At 44.3% G+C, this 20,958-nt stretch carries 21 protein-coding genes; 4 read left to right on the forward strand and 17 right to left on the reverse strand.

Annotated elements, in window-relative coordinates:
- Positions 1–10: 10 nt before the first annotated feature.
- The 17 genes from nadA to aspS all read right to left on the reverse strand — a co-directional run bounded on the left by nadA (position 11) and on the right by aspS (position 16,660).
- Positions 11–1,072 carry a quinolinate synthase NadA gene (gene nadA, locus OQJ75_RS13085; RefSeq protein WP_017105740.1) on the reverse strand — a complete coding sequence of 354 codons (1,062 nt, stop codon included), beginning with the start codon at positions 1,070–1,072 and terminating at the stop codon, positions 11–13.
- A 210-nt stretch (positions 1,073–1,282) separates the two neighbouring features.
- Positions 1,283–2,071, reverse strand: a complete 789-nt coding sequence (gene ybgF / locus OQJ75_RS13090; protein ID WP_004736487.1) for a tol-pal system protein YbgF — start codon at positions 2,069–2,071, stop codon at positions 1,283–1,285.
- Between the two features lie 33 nt (positions 2,072–2,104).
- Positions 2,105–2,647, reverse strand: coding sequence for a peptidoglycan-associated lipoprotein Pal (gene pal, locus OQJ75_RS13095; RefSeq protein ID WP_004736484.1), 543 nt, complete (start codon positions 2,645–2,647; stop codon positions 2,105–2,107).
- Between the two features lie 111 nt (positions 2,648–2,758).
- Entirely contained in the window at positions 2,759–4,111 is a 1,353-nt protein-coding gene (gene tolB / locus OQJ75_RS13100) for a Tol-Pal system beta propeller repeat protein TolB (protein ID WP_265973777.1), read from the reverse strand.
- Between the two features lie 11 nt (positions 4,112–4,122).
- Positions 4,123–5,187: a cell envelope integrity protein TolA gene (gene tolA / locus OQJ75_RS13105; RefSeq protein WP_265973778.1), complete on the reverse strand. Its 1,065-nt coding sequence runs from the start codon at positions 5,185–5,187 to the stop codon at positions 4,123–4,125.
- Between the two features lie 13 nt (positions 5,188–5,200).
- The gene (gene tolR / locus OQJ75_RS13110; protein ID WP_004736481.1) at positions 5,201–5,644 is read right to left on the reverse strand and encodes a protein TolR; all 444 of its coding nucleotides are present in this window, start codon (positions 5,642–5,644) and stop codon (positions 5,201–5,203) included.
- 3 nt (positions 5,645–5,647) lie between these two features.
- Positions 5,648–6,331, reverse strand: coding sequence for a protein TolQ (gene tolQ / locus OQJ75_RS13115; RefSeq protein ID WP_171310808.1), 684 nt, complete (start codon positions 6,329–6,331; stop codon positions 5,648–5,650).
- The gene (gene ybgC / locus OQJ75_RS13120; protein ID WP_017078182.1) at positions 6,321–6,758 is read right to left on the reverse strand and encodes a tol-pal system-associated acyl-CoA thioesterase; all 438 of its coding nucleotides are present in this window, start codon (positions 6,756–6,758) and stop codon (positions 6,321–6,323) included. The genes tolQ and ybgC overlap by 11 nt, the downstream gene beginning before the upstream one ends.
- A gap of 172 nt (positions 6,759–6,930) precedes the next feature.
- Positions 6,931–7,233 carry a cyd operon protein YbgE gene (gene ybgE / locus OQJ75_RS13125; RefSeq protein ID WP_017055065.1) on the reverse strand — a complete coding sequence of 101 codons (303 nt, stop codon included), beginning with the start codon at positions 7,231–7,233 and terminating at the stop codon, positions 6,931–6,933.
- The gene (cydX, locus tag OQJ75_RS13130) at positions 7,226–7,333 is read right to left on the reverse strand and encodes a cytochrome bd-I oxidase subunit CydX (RefSeq protein ID WP_000270284.1); all 108 of its coding nucleotides are present in this window, start codon (positions 7,331–7,333) and stop codon (positions 7,226–7,228) included. The genes ybgE and cydX overlap by 8 nt, the downstream gene beginning before the upstream one ends.
- Positions 7,334–7,364: 31 nt before the next feature.
- A complete protein-coding gene (cydB, locus tag OQJ75_RS13135) occupies positions 7,365–8,501 on the reverse strand; it encodes a cytochrome d ubiquinol oxidase subunit II (RefSeq protein ID WP_054547301.1) in 1,137 nt (378 codons plus the stop codon).
- Between the two features lie 13 nt (positions 8,502–8,514).
- Positions 8,515–10,101 (reverse strand): cytochrome ubiquinol oxidase subunit I, encoded by a 1,587-nt coding sequence (gene cydA, locus OQJ75_RS13140; RefSeq protein ID WP_004736475.1) that lies wholly within the window; start codon positions 10,099–10,101, stop codon positions 8,515–8,517.
- 552 nt (positions 10,102–10,653) lie between these two features.
- Positions 10,654–11,670, reverse strand: coding sequence for a Holliday junction branch migration DNA helicase RuvB (gene ruvB, locus OQJ75_RS13145; protein ID WP_017083931.1), 1,017 nt, complete (start codon positions 11,668–11,670; stop codon positions 10,654–10,656).
- Between the two features lie 103 nt (positions 11,671–11,773).
- Entirely contained in the window at positions 11,774–12,385 is a 612-nt protein-coding gene (gene ruvA, locus OQJ75_RS13150; protein ID WP_017111036.1) for a Holliday junction branch migration protein RuvA, read from the reverse strand.
- Between the two features lie 92 nt (positions 12,386–12,477).
- Positions 12,478–13,938 carry a methyl-accepting chemotaxis protein gene (locus tag OQJ75_RS13155; RefSeq protein ID WP_265973779.1) on the reverse strand — a complete coding sequence of 487 codons (1,461 nt, stop codon included), beginning with the start codon at positions 13,936–13,938 and terminating at the stop codon, positions 12,478–12,480.
- Positions 13,939–14,153: 215 nt separating this feature from the next.
- A complete protein-coding gene (gene ruvC, locus OQJ75_RS13160; protein ID WP_004736470.1) occupies positions 14,154–14,675 on the reverse strand; it encodes a crossover junction endodeoxyribonuclease RuvC in 522 nt (173 codons plus the stop codon).
- Positions 14,676–14,887: 212 nt separating this feature from the next.
- Positions 14,888–16,660: an aspartate--tRNA ligase gene (gene aspS, locus OQJ75_RS13165; RefSeq protein ID WP_265973780.1), complete on the reverse strand. Its 1,773-nt coding sequence runs from the start codon at positions 16,658–16,660 to the stop codon at positions 14,888–14,890.
- Between the two features lie 314 nt (positions 16,661–16,974).
- Here aspS and OQJ75_RS13170 point away from each other — a divergent pair, with 314 nt between their 5' ends.
- The 4 genes from OQJ75_RS13170 (at position 16,975) to OQJ75_RS13185 (ending at position 20,947) form a co-directional block, all read left to right on the forward strand.
- Positions 16,975–17,880: a DUF72 domain-containing protein gene (locus tag OQJ75_RS13170; RefSeq protein ID WP_265973781.1), complete on the forward strand. Its 906-nt coding sequence runs from the start codon at positions 16,975–16,977 to the stop codon at positions 17,878–17,880.
- Between the two features lie 139 nt (positions 17,881–18,019).
- Complete coding sequence (gene cmoA, locus OQJ75_RS13175) at positions 18,020–18,748, forward strand: carboxy-S-adenosyl-L-methionine synthase CmoA (protein ID WP_017062083.1); 729 nt, start codon at positions 18,020–18,022, stop codon at positions 18,746–18,748.
- 174 nt (positions 18,749–18,922) lie between these two features.
- Positions 18,923–19,894 (forward strand): tRNA 5-methoxyuridine(34)/uridine 5-oxyacetic acid(34) synthase CmoB, encoded by a 972-nt coding sequence (gene cmoB, locus OQJ75_RS13180; RefSeq protein WP_009846365.1) that lies wholly within the window; start codon positions 18,923–18,925, stop codon positions 19,892–19,894.
- Between the two features lie 312 nt (positions 19,895–20,206).
- Complete coding sequence (locus OQJ75_RS13185) at positions 20,207–20,947, forward strand: ATP-dependent zinc protease (RefSeq protein WP_265973782.1); 741 nt, start codon at positions 20,207–20,209, stop codon at positions 20,945–20,947.
- Positions 20,948–20,958 lie beyond the last annotated feature (11 nt).

Here is a 20,958-nt window from a genome sequence, read left to right on the forward strand (position 1 = left end):
GGCAACGAAATTAAGCGTTGCCTTTAACCTGTAGGTTAAGCTGTTCGGCAAAATCTAGCATGCGGTTCAATGGGATAAGAGACTTCACACGTAGTTCGTCAGAAACGAAAATTTCGTGTTGCTTACCACCATGCTCAAGTGCATTTTCAATCGCTTCAAGGCCATTCATAGCCATCCAAGGACAGTGTGCGCAGCTGCGACAAGTTGCACCAGCACCCGCAGTCGGCGCTTCAATCAGCTCTTTTTCAGGAACCAATTGCTGCATCTTAAAGAAGATACCTTTGTCTGTCGCGACAATCATCTGTGGATGAGGTAGCTCTTTCGCCTTCTTGATCAGTTGGCTTGTTGAGCCTACAGCATCAGCCAGTTCAACCACGCTTGCTGGTGATTCAGGGTGAACCAAAATAGCCGCTTCTGGGTAGACCGATTTCATTTTCTTCAAAGCATCAGCTGAGAATTCATCATGAACGATACACTCACCTTGCCAAAGCAACATGTCAGCGCCAGTTTGATTTGCAATGTAAGAACCTAGGTGGCGGTCTGGCCCCCAAATAATGGGTTTGCCTTCAGCGTCTAGGCTTTCAACGATTTCTAAAGCAATGCTCGACGTAACCACCCAATCTGCGCGAGCTTTAACCGCTGCAGAGGTGTTCGCGTATACAACCACGGTGTGGTCAGGATGAGCATCACAAAATTCTGTAAATTTGTCAGCAGGACAACCCAGATCAAGTGAACATTCAGCTTCAAGCGTTGGCATTAAAATGCGTTTTTCAGGGGTAAGGATCTTTGCAGATTCACCCATAAAACGAACACCAGCGATAATCAAAGTGCTTGCTGAATGACGGTTACCAAACTTAGCCATTTCTAATGAATCGCCAACGAAACCACCAGTTTCTTCTGCCAGAGCCTGAATTTCAGGATCGGTGTAGTAGTGTGCAATTAGAACTGCATCTTTTTCTTGAAGTAGTTTTTTGATGTTTGCGATGTGGGCCTGTTTCTGAGCGTCGCTCAATGGAACTGGCTTAGGCGGAAACGGGTAAACTGTATCGATTTTATCTAGTATATGACTCATTGCTCTTGCTCTACGCAACTTCTTCCGAGGATTAGAGTATTCTACACAGGACAGCGATGAGGATCAAAAAGGATTGGTTGCAAGTAGTGACTAGCTAATACTTAAAACGCATAAACAAGGCGATGTGTTGGCAGCATAAAGAAGATAAGTAGACACTAAACGGGAGTGATCAGGTATAAAAAAGAGGTACCTGAGCACCCCTATTTTGTTTTACAAGTGGGTTTTAGCCACTTTAGCCGAAGCACTGTTTGGGTACTCGGTAACGACTTGTTGGTAATATTTCTTAGCTTGCGCCGCGTTGTTGTTGCGTGCAGCTATGTCACCAAGCTTAACCAGCGCATCTGCTCGCTTATTTGAGTCTTTGTATGACACAACAGCGGCAAAGCTCTTCACGGCTTCTTTATCTTGCTTCTTAGCAAAATAAAGCTGACCTAACCAGTAGTGTGAGTTAGGTGTGAAGGTTGAATCTGGGAAGTCTTTTTGAAACTTTTGAAATGCTGCGATAGCACCCGTGTAGTCTCGTTGCTTTAGAATCATATCTACAGCATTTTGATAAGCGGTTTGCTCATCCACATCAGTACTGAACGTACCAGAAGCGTCTTTAGAGCCTTCGCTCGCCGCTACTGCTACCGTTGCCGTTCCTGCTGCTTTCACCTCGCCTCTCACACGATCCAGTTCAATGAACAGTTCACGTTGGCGCTCTAGCATTTGCTTCATATCGTAGCTGTTTCGTTCCAGCTCACCACGAAGTTCACTGATCTCCAGTGCCATGTCGTCGATTTGCTGTTGCATTTGAAGCTGAACGAGATTGCGATTTTGAAGCAGGCGCTCTAAACGCTCAATATCTGATTCGTTAGATGCAGACGCTGCTCGAGAGGAAGATGATGAATTGGTTGCGGTGCTATTGAGATCGGATACTGGAGCTGGTGCAGCGAACGTAGTGTTCGCTGCACTTGCCAGTAACGAAAGCAAAATGACTCGCTTTGTGTTACTGAACATGAGGCAATTCCTCAATTATATAGTCTACTAAAATTAGTAAACTAGTACTGCGCGACGGTTTTTAGCGTACACATCTTCAGATTGACCTAGAAGAAGTGGCTTCTCTTCACCGTAGCTTACGATAGAGATTTGGTCTGCTTGAACACCTAGAGCTTGTAGGTATTTCGCTACAGCTTGTGCACGACGCTCGCCAAGTGCGATGTTGTACTCAGGAGTACCGCGTTCGTCAGCGTGACCTTCGATAGTAACGTTCATGTCAACGTTGTTGCTTAGGTAAGCTGCGTGAGCTGCTAGAATTTCTTCGTAGTCGCCAGCGATAGTAGAGTTATCGAATGCAAAGTAGATTGTTTGAGTTTCGCGTAGCGCTTGCTCTTTAAGCTCTTGCTCAGACAGTTGAGCGTTAGCATCAATTGGCGTTACAACAGTTGTGTCTACGTTGCCTTCTGAACCTGAAGTTGTTTGGTTGCTTTCAGTACCTGAAGTTGCAGATGTTGCTTCATCAGTTGAGCTACATGCCGTTACTGCCATCACTGGTAGTGCAATCATCAAGCCTTTAAGAACTTTGTTAAGTTGCATCTTTTTTTCCTTACGTTATAAAACTTAGTTTCTACAGCGACTAAGTGCTATAGATAGTTAAATGCCACAATAGTTAACACTATCAATAGCTAAAAGAATGTATCACTTTAACTAGAGGAACGGTGACCATGCAGGCGCTCTTACACGTCCGTTGGTTGCCGGTAATCTAGCTTTAAAACGGCCATCGATAGAAACCATCGATAGTACGTTAGTTTTGTTGTAAATAGAGCTATAGATAACCATACCCCCATTCGGTGCAATACTTGGAGATTCATCTAACAATGTCTTTGTTAGCACCTGAACCGCACCGGTTTCCAAATCTTGCTTAGCCAAGTTGAAGCCTGAATTACTGCGATTGACCATGATTAGGAATCGACCATCAGGGGTGATCTGGCCACCTAAGTTTTGGCTACCTTGCCAAGTAATACGAGAAGTCGAATTATTGGACAAATTTACATTATAAATCTGTGGTTTACCACCACGATCCGATGTGAAAATAAGAGACTTGCCATCTGGGTGCCAGAATGGTTCCGTGTTATTAGAACGGCCACGAGTAATTTGAGTCAGCTTACGGCTAGCAAGGTCAAGAGTGTACACCTGAAGGCTGCCTGTTTTCGACAATACCAATGCCAATGTCTTACCATCTGGCGAGAATCTTGGCGCACCATTATGACGAGGGTATGACGTTACTTTCTCACGCTCACCCGTGTAAATATTCATGATGAATATTTCAGCTTGGCCATTTTGAAAACTCACATAAGCAAGCTTTTTGCCGTCAGGTGACCATGCCGGTGACATTAGAGGTTGCTTAGAACGAAGCACCAAGCGCTCGTTAAAACCATCGTAGTCAGCAACACGAAGTTGGTATGGGTATTTATCTTTGTCGTTCACTACCACATAAGAAATACGAGTTAAGAACGCACCTTTTTCGCCAGTCAGTTCTTCATACACTAAATCAGAAATACGGTGTGCGTATTCTCTCAAACGTTTGCCCGGAACTGTTGCCTTTTTGTTGAACAACACGTGATCTTTCGAGAGCACCAATTGCCCTTCATCGCTGAGTGCTCGGCTTTGTCCTTTAGTCAGTTGACCACGAACAATGTCAATCAACTGGTAGTTCACCACATACTGCCCTTCGGCATTTTTAGTGATGCTACCTGTTAGCAATGAATCAACGCCTAAGTTAGTCCAAGCATCAAAATCCACCTCACTTTCGCTGTAAGGCGTCTGGGGCATTTTGCTTGTTGCAACTGGGCTGAATTTACCACTGCGTTGTAAGTCAGAAGCAATAACCGCTGATACATCGTGTGGCAATGGCTCTGCACCTTCCCAACGGAAAGGGACAATAGCGATAGGTCTTGCGGAGTTAATACCGTCTGTAATGACAAGCTCTAGAGCTGCATTTGCGACTTGAACACCGCTAAACAGTATAATACTCAGAGTAAATAATAGTTTTTTAAACACACTACATTCCTTTATAGCTCAACGGTTAAATTGATGTCTTTGAGTTTATCAACGATTGCAGGATCAGACGGTAATGGAAATGTTCCCGTTTGAGCAACTGCGCGTTTACTTGCTTCACAAAGGCGACTATCTCCACTCAAAATACTAACGCTCTTAACGATAGCATTTGAACCTGTAGCAAGTAGCCGTAAATTAACTCTACATGATTTACCTGAGAAGCTATCTTCAACACGTAAGTTGCCTTGTATCATTTGTTTGTAGATTTCGCCGTAACGCTGCGCTTCATCATCAATAAATTGTTGTTTAGCCGAAGAGTTTTGAGTCGCTTCAGTTTCAAGATCAGCAAAGATATCGTTCAATGCTGCTTCTTGCTGTTTACGCTCTTTTTCAGCTTTTGCTGCCGCTTCTTTTGCTTTGCGCGCTTTCTCCGCTGCGGCTGCCGCTTCTTTCTCTTTCGCTATACGTTGCTTTTCAGCACGTTCAGCGGCTTCTTTTTCTTTACGAGCTTTATCTGCAGCTTCTTTCGCGGCTTTCTCTTTTGCCACGCGTTCTTGTTCAGCTTTAGCAATCGCCACTTCTTTGGCTTTGCGCTCTTTTTCTGCTTTCACAACCGCTGCTTCTTTCAATTTACGATCAGCTTCTGCTTTAGCGGCTTTCTTTTGTTCTTGCTTTAAACGAGCCTCTTCAACTTTACGTTGTTTTTCATTCTCAACTCGACGCTTTTCCGCTTCGCGAGCGGCTTTCGCTTCTTTAGCCTGCTTTTCTTTCAGCTTTCGAATGTTCTCTTCTTCAGCTTTACGATTTTTTTCAAGTCGTTCGCTTTCACGTCTTAGTTTGTCTAGACGCTCTTGCTCTTTCTTACTCGCTGCTTCTCTTTGCTGGCGAATCTGTTGAGCTTGTTGGCGAACCAACTGAGGATCAATCACCACGGCTTGAACCATCTGCCCAGTAGGCTTTGGTTCCGACATCGTGAAATCCGCCCCCCAAATAAGCGCAACGAATAAGATGACGTGCAGCCCAAGAGAGATAAGAAGCTGTGATCTAAAATTATTGGATTTCTTATTATTCGCTTTCATGAATGCTACGGAGCTATTCCCTTATATCCGTTAATAGGCCAACCTTTGGCACACCTGCACGGCTTAATTCATCAAGTAATAAAACCACTTCAGCGTAAGGCGTTGCGGCATCACCACCAACCGCCACTGGAGAGTTTGGCTTAAGAGACAGCTCGGCTTTCACTCGGACGATAATATCTTCCATCGATAAACCACGCTGTACTTCTTCGTTATTCACACTCAAACCAAGCTCACCGTCTTTGTTCACTTCAACGATAATAAAGCTCGCATTGTCGTCACCCAATAGATCTTGTGCAGACTGAGCCGTTGAAGCCTTAGGCAATTCAACGTCTACGCCTTGAGTAACGAATGGCGAAGTCACCATAAAAATAATCAGCAAAACAAGCATAACGTCGATGTAAGGTACAACGTTAATCTCTGCTGTCATTTTGCGTTTTTTAGGTTGGTATCCGGCCATCTATTATTCCCTGCCAGCCATCGCTTGACGGTGAAGGATACTGTGGAACTCTTCAGAGAAAGTCGCATAGTTGTGCTCTAGCTTACCGACTCGACTGCTAAAGCGGTTGTAAGCCATAACAGCAGGAATTGCTGCAAATAGGCCCATTGCTGTCGCGATCAGTGCCTCTGCAATACCAGGAGCAACCATTGCTAATGTCGCTTGCTTCACTTCACCTAATGCGATGAATGAGTGCATGATTCCCCAAACCGTACCAAATAGGCCGATGTATGGACTGATAGAACCGACCGTTGCTAGGAAAGGTAAGTTGGTTTCTAGCTCGTCTACTTCACGGGCAACCGCTACGCGCATTGCACGGCCAGTACCTTCCATAATGAAGTCAGGAGATGTTGCATTCGATTTACGAAGGCGAGCAAACTCAGTAAAGCCTGCGTAGAAAATTTCTTCAGTACCAGAAAGATCGTCTTTGCGCTTATTGCTCTCTTGGTACAGCTTTGCGAGATCAACGCCGGACCAGAACTTATCTTCAAATACGTCAGTTTGTTTAGAAGCTTGAGATAATACTTTACTTCTTTTTATGATCATTGCCCAAGAAACAACAGACATGCCCATAAGAATCAGCATGACCATCTTAACTAGTAAGCTAGCTTCTAAAATTAGGCCTAAGATTGAGATTTCAGCAGTCACTATTCGTTAGCTCCGTGAGAATAAATGTTGGCATTGCTTTGGGTTTCATTTTTTGATTATCGATACATGCTACCTTAACCATTGCTTTACACAATGCCTTGCCATCAGGATTTACGATCTCTTGACAGAAGACCAAGGTAGCTCGCTTCAACTCGTAAATATTTGTAATGACTTGTAAAGAATCATCAAGTCGCGCACCTTGAATAAAATCAATGTCCATATGTCGGACTACAAAACCGATATTTTGTTCTAACAAGACTTGCTGAGAGACGCCAATTGAGCGCAACATCTCAGTTCGAGCGCGTTCGAAAAACTTAAGATAGTTTGAATGGTATACAACACCACCTGCATCGGTGTCTTCGTAATACACTGTCACTGGCCACGTAAATGGCTTAGATATTCCTTGCAATTTGATACCACAGTCCAAAACGATAAAGATCTCACTATAACCTAACTCCTTATCATTAATAGTATATCGCTGTGAATTTTTTGATTTAATAGACGAAAAAAAAGGCCATCTGTATAAGATGACCTCTTTTTGGCTAAAAACCCAACAAGTATAAAGGTTCACGTCGTTATGAACCTAAATCTTCTGCCTTTTATAAAAGGCGCAACACCGTTAGGTAGAGCAAAATGGTGAGTGAAACGTATGGGCTAAACAGTAGCTGCCACATCCAAGCTCTAGGCTTAAACCCGATACCGTAAACCATGCTTGAGCACACTGCCCAAATAAACATTGGCCCGATGATCGCGTTAAAGCCACCGATGCTTGTCGCATACGCTTCAGGATCCCACATCACCAAACCAACATGCATGAAACCCAATACGAGGGATAAAGCTCTTAACAGAGTCTTATCCATTGGTTGATGCAGTTTAGCTATTTGCTCCGCGAGATTACTCACTGTCTTTATCCATCATTTCTGAATGCTCTAACCATAGAGCATTGATGATGCCGAATGCACATGCTAGAAGTACACCCAAAATCCATGCGAAATACCACATAAAATTTCTCCTAAGTTATTTAACTTCTAGCTTAGTAAGCTGAAACGTCGTTATCTTCGATGTGTTTCTTATCTAGACGACCGAACATTTTGTAGTATGTCCAAGTTGTGTAGCCAAGAATCACAGGAACCATTACCGCCGCAACTCCGGTCATAAGACCAAGCGTTAGCTCACTCGCTGTTGAATCCCACATAGTCAAACTATGGCTAGGGTTCAGGCTTGATGGCATTACGAATGGGAACATTGCAAAACCAGCCGTTAAAATAACACCAGCATTAGATAGGCTTGAGAACAAGAATGCGAAACCACCACGCTCAAAGCGAGATGCAATCACAGCAAGCAGTGGCATTGCTACACCAAGGATCGGCGCAGCCCACATTGCTGGATACGTTTCGAAGTTTGTCATCCAAGCACCAACTTGAAGTGATACTTCTTTGTTTAGTGGGTTTGAATCAGCAAACGTGTCCATCGTGCTAGTGATTACATAGCCTTCAATAGACTGAACCCAGAAGCCACCGATAACGAACAGAGCGATAGCGATTAGGCCCGTGATCTGAGCAACGTTACGAGCGCGGCTGTGCAGTTCTTCTGTTGTCTTCATTTGAAGCCATGTTGCACCTTGCATCACGAACAACATCAGAGCCAACACACCACAAAGCAATGCAAATGGGTTAAGCAGAGCAAAGAACGTACCATGGTACTTAGACATCATAAATTCGTTCAGATCAAATGGTACACCTTGTAGTAGGTTACCAAATGCCACACCGAAAATGATTGGTGGTACTGTGCCACTAAAGCAAAGTGCGTAGTCCCAAGTTTTACGCCATTTTGGATCTTCAATCTTAGAGCGGTAATCAAGAGCAAGTGGACGTAACCAAAGCGCTGCTAACGTCGCGTACATCGCGAAGTAGAAACCAGAGAAAGACGTCGCGTAAACCAAAGGCCATGCAGCAAACAATGCACCACCCGCCGTAATTAGCCAAACTTGGTTGCCATCCCAGTGAGGGGCAATAGTATTGAGCATAATACGACGTTCAGTGTCGCTCTTACCGATAACAGGTGAAAGAGCTGCGACACCCATATCAAAGCCATCAGTTACGGCGAAACCAACCAGTAGAACACCGATCAATACCCACCAAATAAGTCGTAAGCTTTCGTAATCAAACATAATATTCCCTCACTTATACTTCAACTGAACGGCTAACTTTGTCTTCAACAGAGTTATCGTTTTGTTCGAAGTGGTAACGGCCTGTCTTTAAGCTACTTGGACCTTTACGTGCGAATTTCAGCATTAGGTAAACTTCAGCAATCAGGAACACTGTGTACAGTGCAAGAATCGCGAATAGAGAAGTCCAAAGCTGTTCAATAGTCAGTGCTGATGCAGCAACGTTAACCGGTAGGATTTCACCAACCGCCCATGGCTGACGACCAAACTCAGCAACGAACCAACCTGCTTCAATCGCAATCCAAGGTAGTGGGATTGAGAATAGCGCCGCTTTAAGTACCCATGGTTTCTGTTCGATCTTCTGACGACACGTTTGAACAAACGCCGCACCGAATACAAACAGCATGATGAAGCCACAAGCAACCATCAGACGGAATGACCAGAATAGAGGCCAAACAGTTGGGATAGAATCATCCGCAGCCATTTGGATTTGGTCTTCTGTTGCATCAACAACGTCGTCTGTGTAGCGCTTAAGAAGCAGACCGTAACCTAGGTCACCTTTCACTTCGTCGAACGCTGCGATGTTTTCTTCAGACTTATCGCCTGAACGTAGCTTTTCAAGCAACTCGTATGCGTACATACCAGTGCGGATACGATCAACGTGATCATCACGTAAGTCACGTAGGCCCGTTACTTCAGTATCAAGCGAACGCGTTGCGATGATGCCCATTACGTATGGGATTTTAATTGCGTAGTCAGTATTCATTGTTTCTTGGTTTGGAATACCAAAAACAGTAAATGCGGCTGGTGCTTCTTCAGTGTGCCACTCGGCTTCTACCGCAGCGAGCTTCACTTTTTGAACTTCACCAAGCTCGTAGCCAGATTCATCACCTAGTACGATTACTGACAGGATCGCCGCCATACCGAAAGATGCTGCAATCGCAAAAGAGCGACGAGCAAAGGCAAGGTCACGACCTTTAAGAATGTAGTATGAACTGATACCAAGGATGAACATTGCACCCGTAGTGTAACCAGACGCTACTGTGTGTACGAATTTAACCTGCGCTACTGGGTTTAGGACAACTTCAGCGAAGCTCACCATTTCCATACGCATGGTTTCAAAGTTAAATTCCGCACCCACTGGGTTTTGCATCCAGCCGTTTGCTACCAAGATCCATAGCGCTGAGAAGTTAGAGCCAAGTGCTACTAACCACGTTACCGCTAAGTGCTGACGCTTTGACAATCTGTCCCAACCGAAGAAGAAAAGACCAACAAAAGTAGACTCTAGGAAGAATGCAACAAGCGCTTCAATAGCTAGCGGAGCACCGAAGATGTCTCCAACGTAGTGAGAATAGTAAGACCAGTTTGTACCAAACTGAAACTCCATGGTTAAGCCTGTCGCTACACCAAGAGCAAAGTTAATACCAAACAATTTACCCCAGAACTTGGTCATGTCCTTGTAAATTTGTTTGCCCGTCATTACATATACTGACTCCATAATGGCAAGAAGAAATGCCATACCTAAGGTCAGTGGAACAAATAGGAAGTGATACATCGCTGTAAATGCAAACTGCAATCGCGACAGATCAACAACATCAATCATGGTAACTCCTTTGTGTCGGCTGAATGACACTTGTGTGATTATTCACCGCAAAAATCCATGTTAAAACAATTTATGTAATTGTTATTACAAATTGAAATTTGTAGCAAAAACGTACCGTTATAGTTAGATTATTGTTAAGCATGAGCTAATATAGCTGGCGCTAATATTACTGGTAAAATCAGTATGTTTCAAAAGGTTTATAGGAGAAGTCTGCGTTGATTTGTATCAATTTTATTCAAGCAAATTAGAGTTATTTTTAAACAATCATGATTAAAATCACACCAATTTTAGCCTTGTTAATAACCGCGCATGATATCTGTGACAAAAGCTCAGCACCACCTCAACATACCAATTACAACTACCTATAAAGTATTAACAAAAGATATGACAGTTTATTTCATTTTTTGTTATCCAAATCAAACTTGGAATCAAAGTTTCCATTTTTGAATTTCGATAATTCGCCTTTTTATCGATTTGCTCAAAGAGTTGTTATTCAATAAAAACCAAAAAATCCCAGCGCTTATGCAACTGGGATCTTTAGAAATGAATAATTTAACGATTAGACGGTTTATCTATTCCAAAGTGTAAATACGCTCTGTCGGTCGCGATTCGACCTCTTGGCGTTCTTTGTAAGTAACCTTGCTGAATCAAGTAAGGCTCCAACACATCTTCAATGGTGTCTCTCTCTTCACCAATCGCAGCTGCCATGTTGTCGATACCAACCGGACCACCGCCAAACTTCTCCATGATTGCAAGCAGAAGCTTTCTATCCATGTAGTCAAAGCCTTTGGCGTCAACGTCCAGCATGTTGAGTGCTTTATCTGCAACGTCTGGGCAAATATGTCCATCGCCTTTCACTTCCGCATAGTCACGAACACGACGTAGTAAACGGTTAGCAATACGTGGTGTACCACGCGCACGGCGAGCAATTTCTAATGCACCTTCAGACTCCAGAGATAGGCCAAGGCAATCCGCGCTGCGTTGAACGATATTTTGAAGATCTTCTACTTTGTAGTACTCAAGACGCTGGGTAATGCCGAAGCGGTCACGTAACGGAGACGTCAGTGAGCCAGCGCGAGTGGTTGCGCCAATCAAAGTGAAAGGAGGAAGATCAATCTTGATAGAACGTGCCGCAGGGCCTTCACCAATCATGATATCCAATTGGTAGTCTTCCATCGCAGGATAAAGCACCTCTTCAACCACAGGGCTCAAACGGTGGATTTCATCAATGAACAGAACGTCATTTTCTTCAAGGTTAGTCAGTAGCGCCGCAAGGTCACCGGCTTTCTCAAGAACAGGGCCTGAAGTGGTACGGATGCTCACATCCATTTCATTGGCAACAATGTTTGCCAACGTGGTTTTACCTAAACCGGGAGGGCCAAAAATCAACAGATGATCCAGAGCTTCATTTCGCATTTGAGCGGCTTGAATGAAAATCTCCATCTGGTTACGAACGTGGTCCTGACCTTGATAGTCGGCTAGCGCCTTTGGACGTATTGCACGGTCGATAACATCTTCATCTTTAAAGACCGGATTATCCGGTGCAATCAGGCGATCGGCTTCAATCATAAATTCTGTTATTCCTAACTCTGCTCTTCCTGACTCTGCGCTTCTTGACTCTGTGTAAAGGCAAAGTGAATGAGTCTATTTTGTAGAACAAGTATATGAGGTATTAAACCATCGACTTTAGTGCTTCGCGAATCAATTGTTCACTTGTCATGCCATCTTTAGCCACTTGAGCAACAACTTTAGAGGCTTGAGTCGGTTTATAACCCAACGCAAGTAGTGCGCTTACCGCTTCTTCTTCAGCATCGTGAACCGCTGGCATCGAGTCCATTGGCGCAGCATCCGTTGCAGGCGTAAACAGATCACCTGCGCCCCACCCTTTCAGGCGGTCTTTCATTTCAACAACCAGACGTTCTGCGGTTTTCTTACCCACACCCGGCAGTTTAACCAGCGTAGAGATATCTTCACGTTCAACACTCTGAACAAACTGGCTAGCGGTCATGCCTGAAAGTATGCCAAGACCTAGCTTAGGACCTACACCATTTGCTTTGATGACTTCACGGAACAGAGCACGCTCTTTTACCGTATTGAAACCATAAAGTAGCTGCGCATCTTCACGTACGACAAAGTGAGTGTAGATAATTGCCTCTTCGCCAACGTTTGGTAATTCATAAAAACAGCTCATTGGCATTTGTACTTCATAACCAACACCACTGACTTCGATTAGCAACTCTGGTGGCTGTTTTTCTATTAATGTACCGCGTAGGCGTCCGATCACAATTCACTCTCTTGATGGAATATTATTTGAGGGACAGAATATAAAAGAACTGGATGCTTATCCAGTTCTTTGTGTTTATTAAGGTGATTTATTTAAGCTTGCTTAGCTTGGGAAACCACACTATTCAGGCTTTCAACCAGTTCTTTTACCGAAGCAACATGGCCTGTTAATTCAGAACCATAATTGGCCACTAGGCCTGAGACAGATTTAGTTTCCGCGACACTTTGCGCCACTTCTGAACTCGCGAGATCGAGCTCTTTCAGAGAATTCATTTGCATCGCCATAATGTTGGTCAGCTGATTAACGTCAGTCGAGATCGTTTGCACCTCTGAGATGATGCCGTTCATCTCATTCGCCGTCGTCTCAATAATCGCTCGGCCATGCTCCACTTCGTCTTTACTGCGGTCCAACAAGGTTCGAATTTCTATTGCGGAATGACTGCTTTTTGCCGATAGCTCTCTCACTTGATCGGCCACCACAGCAAAGCCTCGTCCCTGTTCACCTGCGCGAGCTGCTTCTATGGCCGCGTTTAATGCCAACAAGTTAGTTTGTTCCGCGACAGAAGTAATCAAATCGGCGACTTTCATGATCTCTTGATTACTTTGAATGATCTGAGTGATTGCACTGGTTGAGGCTTCTAATGACTCAGAGCTCTTTTGCGCTTTCTCGCCAACCGCTTCACTGCGTTCTTTCAGTTCACCGACAAATGAATTGGACTCTTCGATGCCTTGGGTCATTTGATGCAATTGTTGGCTCATCTGTTCTGCGGCACTGGCTTGAGATTCACAGTTGATGTTCAGCACTTCAACTTGAGAATGTAAGTCTCGCGACTGTTGGTCTAGATGCACAGACACACCCTGTAAGCTTTCCGAATTCGAATTAGCTTGGTCAAGCACGACTGACAGACGCCCTTCACTTTGAGTCGCTTGATTGGCAATCTGTTGGCTTTCTGAAATCGCTTCTTCGGCCATTTCGATTGCGACCTCTTTTTGCTTGGCCGTAAACGCTTGAGCAATGCAAATCACCACCAGCGGCATGATCACACCAGACCAGGTTTCAACCACCACCGCTTCCGGAGTAAGTACTAACTGCGGAAATTCAAATCCATCAAGATGAGCTGAGGTCATCACTAATGAAACACCGATAACCAACCCACTCCACACCAAGGCCACAATTCGTGTTCCTGATAAGAAAAAAGCGACCACCAACAAAGGTACCCAATAAGCTTGAGTGGAAGCCACAACCCCTCCGCTTTGATAAATGATGTTCAACGCGTGGACAGCCATGCCGACAAAACCAAAGTTAAGTGCAAGGCTCGGCTTACTCGTCACACGAAGTAGCAGTGCAGAGATCAGTTCGAATACGATAAGAAATACAGATGTGGCGATCAGAAGTTGCTCTTCATGTTTAGTCCACTTGATTAAGCTATAGACACCCACGAAGAATGCGATAAAAGTGAAGAGTAGTAAGATATCGGCTTGTCTGACTTCGTTGTTACTCCACCCGTTACTTTTGGGTAGAAACAGCGCGCGCCACAGCTTGATTGGGTTCATCAGTGATCATCCTTGATTAACTTGTAAGACCTCCGACCAATGTTAATAACATGTTAAATGATACGCAATGTTATTATCTGGGTTATGTTCGAAAGATCTCATTTCATCAAGGATTTAGCAGCGTATTGTTTTGATATGAGCCAAACCGAGCGTGAGGCTCATCAAGAGAATAGTTTTAAAAGGCAGAATGTTAGGAGCTAACAATAGAATGAGATTTAACGGTAACGCCCTTTTCTTGCTCCTGTTGCTTTACCTGCAAGTGCGACCAAGGTTTTATTGGTGTTAGCGTGAGTGATCGCTACGCCTAGAGCATCGGCTGCATCGGCTTGTGGCTTAGCGGGTAGTTTGAGCATACTCATCACCATATTCTGAACCATAGACTTATCAGCACCACCATTACCTGTCACCGCTTGTTTGATCAAACGAGCCGCATATTCATGTACAGGCAAATCAGCATTCACCGCAGCTACAATCGCACTGCCACGCGCTTGGCCAAGTTTAAGTGCTGAATCGGCATTCTTCGCCATGAACACTTGTTCGATCGCGAATACGTCAGGCTGAAACTGAGTAATGATCTCACTCACGCCCGCATAGATTTGCTTTAAACGACCTGGCAATTCTTTTTCGGAAGTGCGAATACAACCACTACCTAAATAATATAGATGGCGACCATTTTGACGAATCACGCCATAGCCGGTAATGCGAGAGCCAGGGTCAATCCCTAAGATAATAGACATAACTTCAAATACTGATTATTTATACATGCTTTATGAGCTTAGTATATCGAACGCAAAAAAAAATGCCCGTCAAATTAACGGGCATTTCGTTGTTCTGCGAAAGAAAAAGTTCTATCAAAAACTAAGTTTTGTTGAAAGCTTAAGTGCTATCTAAAACTTAAGCTCTATCGAAAACTCACTGCTTGATTAGAAAGTTGAGCTTAATCGTTTGATTAGTCTTCTTTCTTCGCTAAGTTAACAGCGATTGCTAGCTCTTCCAGTGATGCTGGGTTTGCTAGGCTTGGCGCGTCTGTTAATAGACATGCTGCAGCTGTTGTTTTCGGGAATGCGATAACGTCACGGATGTTCTCTGTACCACAAAGAAGCATTGCTAAACGGTCAAGACCGAATGCTAGACCTGCGTGTGGTGGCGTGCCGTACTTAAGCGCTTCAAGTAGGAAACCGAACTTCTCTTGTTGTTCTTTAGCTTCGATACCTAGGATACCGAATACAGCCGTTTGCATTTCTGCGCTATGAATACGTACAGAACCGCCGCCTACTTCGTAGCCGTTGATTACCATGTCATATGCATCAGAGTTAGCTGCCGCTGGATTTGCTTTTAGCTCTTCCGCGCTCACACCAAGTGGTGATGTGAATGGGTGGTGCATTGCGTGAAGGTTGCCTTCGCCATCTTCTTCGAACATTGGGAAATCAATAACCCAAAGAGGAGCCCACGCTTTCTTGTCTGTTAGCTCTAAGTCATCACCTAGCTTGATACGAAGTGCGCCCATTGCTTCAGCAACGATGTTCGCTTTATCTGCACCAAATAGGATGATATCGCCAGATTCAGCTTGAGTGCGCTCAAGAAGACCGTTGATTACGTCTTCGTTTAGGAACTTAGCAACTGGAGATTGGATACCTTCCATGCCAGCAGCACGGTCGTTAACCTTCATCCAAGCTAGACCTTTCGCGCCGTAGATACCTACGTGCTCTGCGTAACCGTCGATTTGCTTACGAGTCAGCTTAGCGCCACCCGGTACACGGATTACTGCTACGCGACCTTTTTCGTCGTTCGCAGGGCCAGAGAATACTTTGAACTCTACATCTTTCAGTAAGTCAGCAACGTCTACTAGTTCTAGTGGGTTACGTAGATCTGGCTTATCAGAACCGAAACGACGAATCGCTTCAGAGAATGGCATTACTGGGAATTGACCCAGTTCAACATCTAGAAGCTCTTTCCACATATCGTGAACTAGCTTTTCAGTGATGTTACGCACTTCTTGAGAAGACAGAAACGATGTTTCGATATCGATTTGAGTAAATTCAGGCTGACGGTCAGCACGTAAATCTTCATCACGGAAACATTTAACGATTTGGTAGTAACGGTCAAAACCAGACATCATCAGCAGTTGCTTGAACAGCTGAGGAGATTGAGGAAGTGCGTAGAAGCTACCTTTGTGAACACGGCTTGGTACTAGGTAGTCACGAGCACCTTCTGGAGTCGCTTTTGTTAGTACTGGCGTTTCAATGTCTAGGAATAGGTTCTCATCAAGGAAACGACGAACGAAGCTAGAAGCACGTGCACGAAGCTTGATACGATCGCTCATCTCTGGACGACGAAGATCGATGTAACGGTACTTAAGGCGCTGCTCTTCAGAGTTCGTTTGGTTGAAGTCTAGTGGAAGCGCTTCTGAACGGTTGATGATCTCTAGACCAGTCGCGTAAAGTTCTACTTCACCAGTAGCCATGTCTTTATTTACTTGGCTGTCCGGACGAACACGTACTTCACCAGTAAACTTGATGCAGAATTCATTACGCAGTTGGTTAGCGATCGGGAAGATATCTTTCATATCTGGATCGACAACAACCTGAACGATGCCTTCACGATCACGCATATCAATAAAGATAAGACCGCCTAAATCACGGCGACGGTTTACCCAGCCGCACAATTCTACAGTTTGTCCCGCCAGGGACTTGTTCAGGTTACCACAGTAATGGGTACGCATAATGAATTTCCCAATCTCTTAATTATTTACTAATTTCCAAGCTGTCAGTGGTCATTCCACACAACAGAGCAAAGGAACATTTATACGCGGAAACTCGCTTAAAATCGACCTTCCGCATTCGAATTTATTGTGTTTTATCTGGCTTTGCTGCTTTTTAGCCCATCAAGTGCGCAAAGATTCATCAAAACCGAAAAAATTGCGATAATTATATCTCGAAAGTACCTTAATCAGCAAAACTCTCGTACAGTAGATTTTCGTTTCAACCCAAAAACTTTTTGTAATGACTGATGGCGTGATGGATAACGGTGTAATAGATGGATGATCGTGTAATAACAACAGAAACTTTACCTCTAAGACTTGGATTAACCATGTGGTCTCACTCTGAGTGGCAAAGTCAGTTCTATGGTAAGGGAACCAAGCCTGCTGAACGCTTAGAAAAGTACACCCAAGTTTTTCATACCGTCGAGGGCAACACGACCTTTTACGCTACGCCAAGTATGTCTACCGTTCATAATTGGAAAGCCGCCAGTCACGATGATTTCAAGTTCACCTTCAAATTGCCCAAATTCATCACCCACCAGCAGCAACTCAGACACTGCCAAGCAGAGCTCAAAGAGTTCTTGATGACCATGTCGCCACTGCACTACCGCATTGGTCAATGGACGATTCAGCTGCCGCACAGTTTTGAGCCCAGCATGCTGCCTGCCCTACAAAAGTTTTGCACCTTATTCCCAAAAGATATGCAGCTTGGCGTCGAAGTTCGACACTTGGGTTTCTTTGATAAGGGCGATGCGGAAAAACGCTTCAACCAATGGCTGGTTGAGGAAGGCATCAATCGCATCATTATGGACAGCCGCCCCGTTTTCTCTGCGCCACCCACCACAGAAGCGGTGATCGATGCGCATCAGAAAAAACCGCGTGTTCCTGTTCATGCCATAGCGACTGCCAATAACCCGATGATTCGATTTATTGGTCACCCAGACCAAGAACCTAATATTGAGTTTTTTAAGCCTTGGTTTGCCAAAATCCCAAACTGGCTTAATGAAGGCAAACAACCCTATTTAATGATCCACACCCCAGACAATAACCACGCGCCCGAACTTGCGATTGCTATCTATAAACGACTGCAAAAGCAAGTGTCTGAAAATACATCATTATTACTGCCCGATCTGGCTCAGTTTCCAGCTCAAAAAGGCAACCATCAAATCTCGATGTTTTAACCCATCATCTTTGATTAACTTCGAACCTTGAGCTAAATCTCAGTTTTCGTGACAGTGGCGCTTTTTTTACGTAAAATACGTCCCCTTTTATTTGGTACGAATTTTGTGCCAATTACGCTGACTGTCGAGAGAAAATGCCATGAGCAACACAGACAATATCTTTTCCGCTCCTATTGATAAAATTGGAGACTTCACCTTTGATGCAAGGGTTGCTGAAGTATTTCCGGATATGATTCAACGTTCGGTGCCTGGCTATAGCAATATCATCTCTGCAATCGGCATGCTGGCTGAGCGCTTTGTAAAGCCACATTCAAATATTTACGACCTAGGCTGCTCGCTTGGTGCTGCAACACTTTCAATGCGTCGTCACATTCAGCAAGAAGGCTGCACGATTTTCGCTATCGATAATTCAGAGGCGATGGTTGAGCGCTGCAAATTGCACGTTAATGCTTACCGCAGTGACACGCCGGTAGAAGTGATTGAAGCTGACATCCGTGAAGTCGAAATCAAAGACGCTTCTGTTGTAGTGCTTAACTTTACGCTGCAATTTCTTTCTCCGGACGATCGATACGCTCTGCTTGAGAAAATTCACGCTGGCCTGCGCCCAGGCGGGATCTTAATCCTGTCAGAAAAATACGTATTCGAAGATGAAAGCTCAAATGAACTGCTTATCGACCTGCACCATGATTTCAAACGTGCTAACGGGTACAGCGAGCTAGAAGTAAGTCAGAAACGTAGCGCAATTGAAAACGTGATGCGCCCAGATTCGATCCCTGTTCACAGAGAGCGATTTGATAAGATTGGCTTCTCAAGCAGCGAAGTCTGGTTCCAATGTTTTAACTTTGGTTCAATGTTCGCGATAAAGTAAACATTTGCAATTACGTAACAGTCGCGACACCTAAAATGTCATCCTCAAGAGCGAGGAACGAGCGAATTGGGGATCTCTTATCAAACACGATACACGAGATTCTCTAGCATGTTTGTCCACACTCTTAATCGAGTGATAAATTTAATTTCTACACCACCAACTCAGTGAAAACCTATGTTTAATTTTGCCAATTTTTATCAACTTATTGCCCAAGATACTCGCCTTCAGCCGTGGCTAAATGTACTGCCACAGCAACTGACCGATTGGCAAAATGCAGAGCACGGTGACTTCGACCGCTGGTTGCGTGCACTAAACAAGATTCCACAAGGTGTGCCAGACCAAGTTGATCTAAAAAACTCAGTGACGATTGGTAGCTCAACACCGTTTCACACGGGCGAGCTTAAAAAGTTAGAAAGCCTATTAAAGACGTTCCACCCATGGAGAAAAGGCCCTTACACGGTTCACGATATCCATATCGATACTGAGTGGCGCAGTGACTGGAAATGGGATCGTGTGCTTCCACATATCTCTCCATTGAAAAACCGTTCGGTTCTCGATGTAGGTTGTGGCAATGGTTACCACATGTGGCGCATGCTGGGTGAAGGTGCCCGCTTAACGGTTGGTATCGATCCTTCTCACCTGTTCTTGGTTCAGTTTGAAGCGATTCGTAAGTTGATGGGCGATGACCAACGAGCTCACCTATTACCTCTAGGTATTGAGCAGCTGCCAAAGCTAGAAGCCTACGACACGGTATTCAGCATGGGCGTGCTTTACCATCGTCGTTCACCACTGGACCACTTGATTCAACTAAAAGACCAATTGGTGTCTGGCGGTGAACTGGTTCTTGAAACCTTGGTTATCGAAGGCGACGAAAATGCGGTACTGGTTCCGGTTGACCGTTACGCGCAAATGAGAAACGTCTACTTCTTCCCTTCAGCTCGCGCACTGAAACGCTGGCTAGAACAAGTTGGTTTTGAAGACGTACGAATCGTTGACGAAAATGTCACAACGATTGGTGAACAACGCACCACCGAATGGATGACACACAACTCTCTTCCAGATTACCTCGATCCGAACGATCCAAGTAAAACGGTTGAAGGTCACCCTGCACCGAGACGTGCGATTTTGGTAGCAACAAAACCATAGATTTATCGCCCGACAAGCTGTGGCATATTGAATAAATAAAACACAAGCCTATTAAGGCAGCAAAACAATTGCTTACATGGTCAAAAAGCCACCGTTAATTTCGCGGCAAACTTTGCTTCCTGAGCTCACGAATTGAACAAAAATTGACTTATGTTTAATAAGTGAGCTATTTCAAATAGCAATAATTGGCGTAGCGCTCACATTGCGATTCAATATGACCAGACTCTTACAATAGGATGCTTCACGCATCCTTTTTTGTAGGCTAAACTTCTAAATAGTCTGAACTATTCTCTAATTCTCAAAGGTTTTTTTATGTTTAAGCGATTATCGCCTATTGTGGCGGTTGGTTTGCTCTCTGGTTGTACCCTCACGAACGGTGCTACCTACCACCAAGAAACTCTCGACGCTATTTCCCGCTCAGAGACAAACATCGCAAATAAGGTTCAAAATCTTGAACTGCAACTAAGCAATCAAAGTGACTATATTGAAAGCTTAGAAGACGAAATCACTACCCTTTCTAATCAATTAGATACCCATCTAACGAGCATGGAACACAAGGTTATCGAAGAGCTCGAGGAAGAAGAACCGGTCGCTGTTGCCGTTGCTCCTATCGCTCCTACATCACAACCGACTATCCTTGGCGGTATCGAAAAAGTGTCTATCGACTCGATCTCCCAAAGTTTTGATGCTCGTGTTGATACTGGCGCAACCACCTCTTCTTTAAACGCTGTCGATATCAAAGAATTCGAACGTAACGGCAAGAACTGGGTTAAATTTCACCTAGACGACAAAGCCCAAGCAGAAGAAGACCAGAAATGGATTGAAGCGCCTGTTGTACGTTATGTAAAAATCCGTCAATCAACCAATGATCAAGCAGAACGTCGAGCTGTGATCGAATTATGGGTGAAAGTTGGAAAAATCCATGAAAAAGCGCAATTTACATTGGCGGATCGCTCTCAAATGAGTCACCCTGTATTACTAGGGCGCGAATTTATCAAAGACATAGCGCTAGTAGATGTAAGTAAAAAGTACGTACAAACGGAAGTTAAATAACAATAGTAGGG

Source organism: Vibrio sp. 14G-20 (assembly GCF_026241515.1).
GTDB lineage: Bacteria > Pseudomonadota > Gammaproteobacteria > Enterobacterales > Vibrionaceae > Vibrio.

Excerpts from the sequence above, each read along its gene's own strand:
- nadA (WP_017105740.1), bottom strand. The coding sequence starts at position 1,072 with ATGAGTCATATACTAGATAAAATCGATACAGTTTACCCGTTTCCGCCT.
- ybgF (WP_004736487.1), bottom strand. The coding sequence starts at position 2,071 with ATGTTCAGTAACACAAAGCGAGTCATTTTGCTTTCGTTACTGGCAAGT.
- pal (WP_004736484.1), bottom strand. The coding sequence starts at position 2,647 with ATGCAACTTAACAAAGTTCTTAAAGGCTTGATGATTGCACTACCAGTG.
- tolA (WP_265973778.1), bottom strand. The coding sequence starts at position 5,187 with ATGAAAGCGAATAATAAGAAATCCAATAATTTTAGATCACAGCTTCTT.
- tolR (WP_004736481.1), bottom strand. The coding sequence starts at position 5,644 with ATGGCCGGATACCAACCTAAAAAACGCAAAATGACAGCAGAGATTAAC.
- cydX (WP_000270284.1), bottom strand. The coding sequence starts at position 7,333 with ATGTGGTATTTCGCATGGATTTTGGGTGTACTTCTAGCATGTGCATTC.
- cydB (WP_054547301.1), bottom strand. The coding sequence starts at position 8,501 with ATGTTTGATTACGAAAGCTTACGACTTATTTGGTGGGTATTGATCGGT.
- cydA (WP_004736475.1), bottom strand. The coding sequence starts at position 10,101 with ATGATTGATGTTGTTGATCTGTCGCGATTGCAGTTTGCATTTACAGCG.
- ruvB (WP_017083931.1), bottom strand. The coding sequence starts at position 11,670 with ATGATTGAAGCCGATCGCCTGATTGCACCGGATAATCCGGTCTTTAAA.
- OQJ75_RS13155 (WP_265973779.1), bottom strand. The coding sequence starts at position 13,938 with ATGAACCCAATCAAGCTGTGGCGCGCGCTGTTTCTACCCAAAAGTAAC.
- ruvC (WP_004736470.1), bottom strand. The coding sequence starts at position 14,675 with ATGTCTATTATCTTAGGGATTGACCCTGGCTCTCGCATTACCGGCTAT.
- aspS (WP_265973780.1), bottom strand. The coding sequence starts at position 16,660 with ATGCGTACCCATTACTGTGGTAACCTGAACAAGTCCCTGGCGGGACAA.
- OQJ75_RS13170 (WP_265973781.1), top strand. The coding sequence starts at position 16,975 with ATGGATGATCGTGTAATAACAACAGAAACTTTACCTCTAAGACTTGGA.
- cmoA (WP_017062083.1), top strand. The coding sequence starts at position 18,020 with ATGAGCAACACAGACAATATCTTTTCCGCTCCTATTGATAAAATTGGA.
- cmoB (WP_009846365.1), top strand. The coding sequence starts at position 18,923 with ATGTTTAATTTTGCCAATTTTTATCAACTTATTGCCCAAGATACTCGC.
- OQJ75_RS13185 (WP_265973782.1), top strand. The coding sequence starts at position 20,207 with ATGTTTAAGCGATTATCGCCTATTGTGGCGGTTGGTTTGCTCTCTGGT.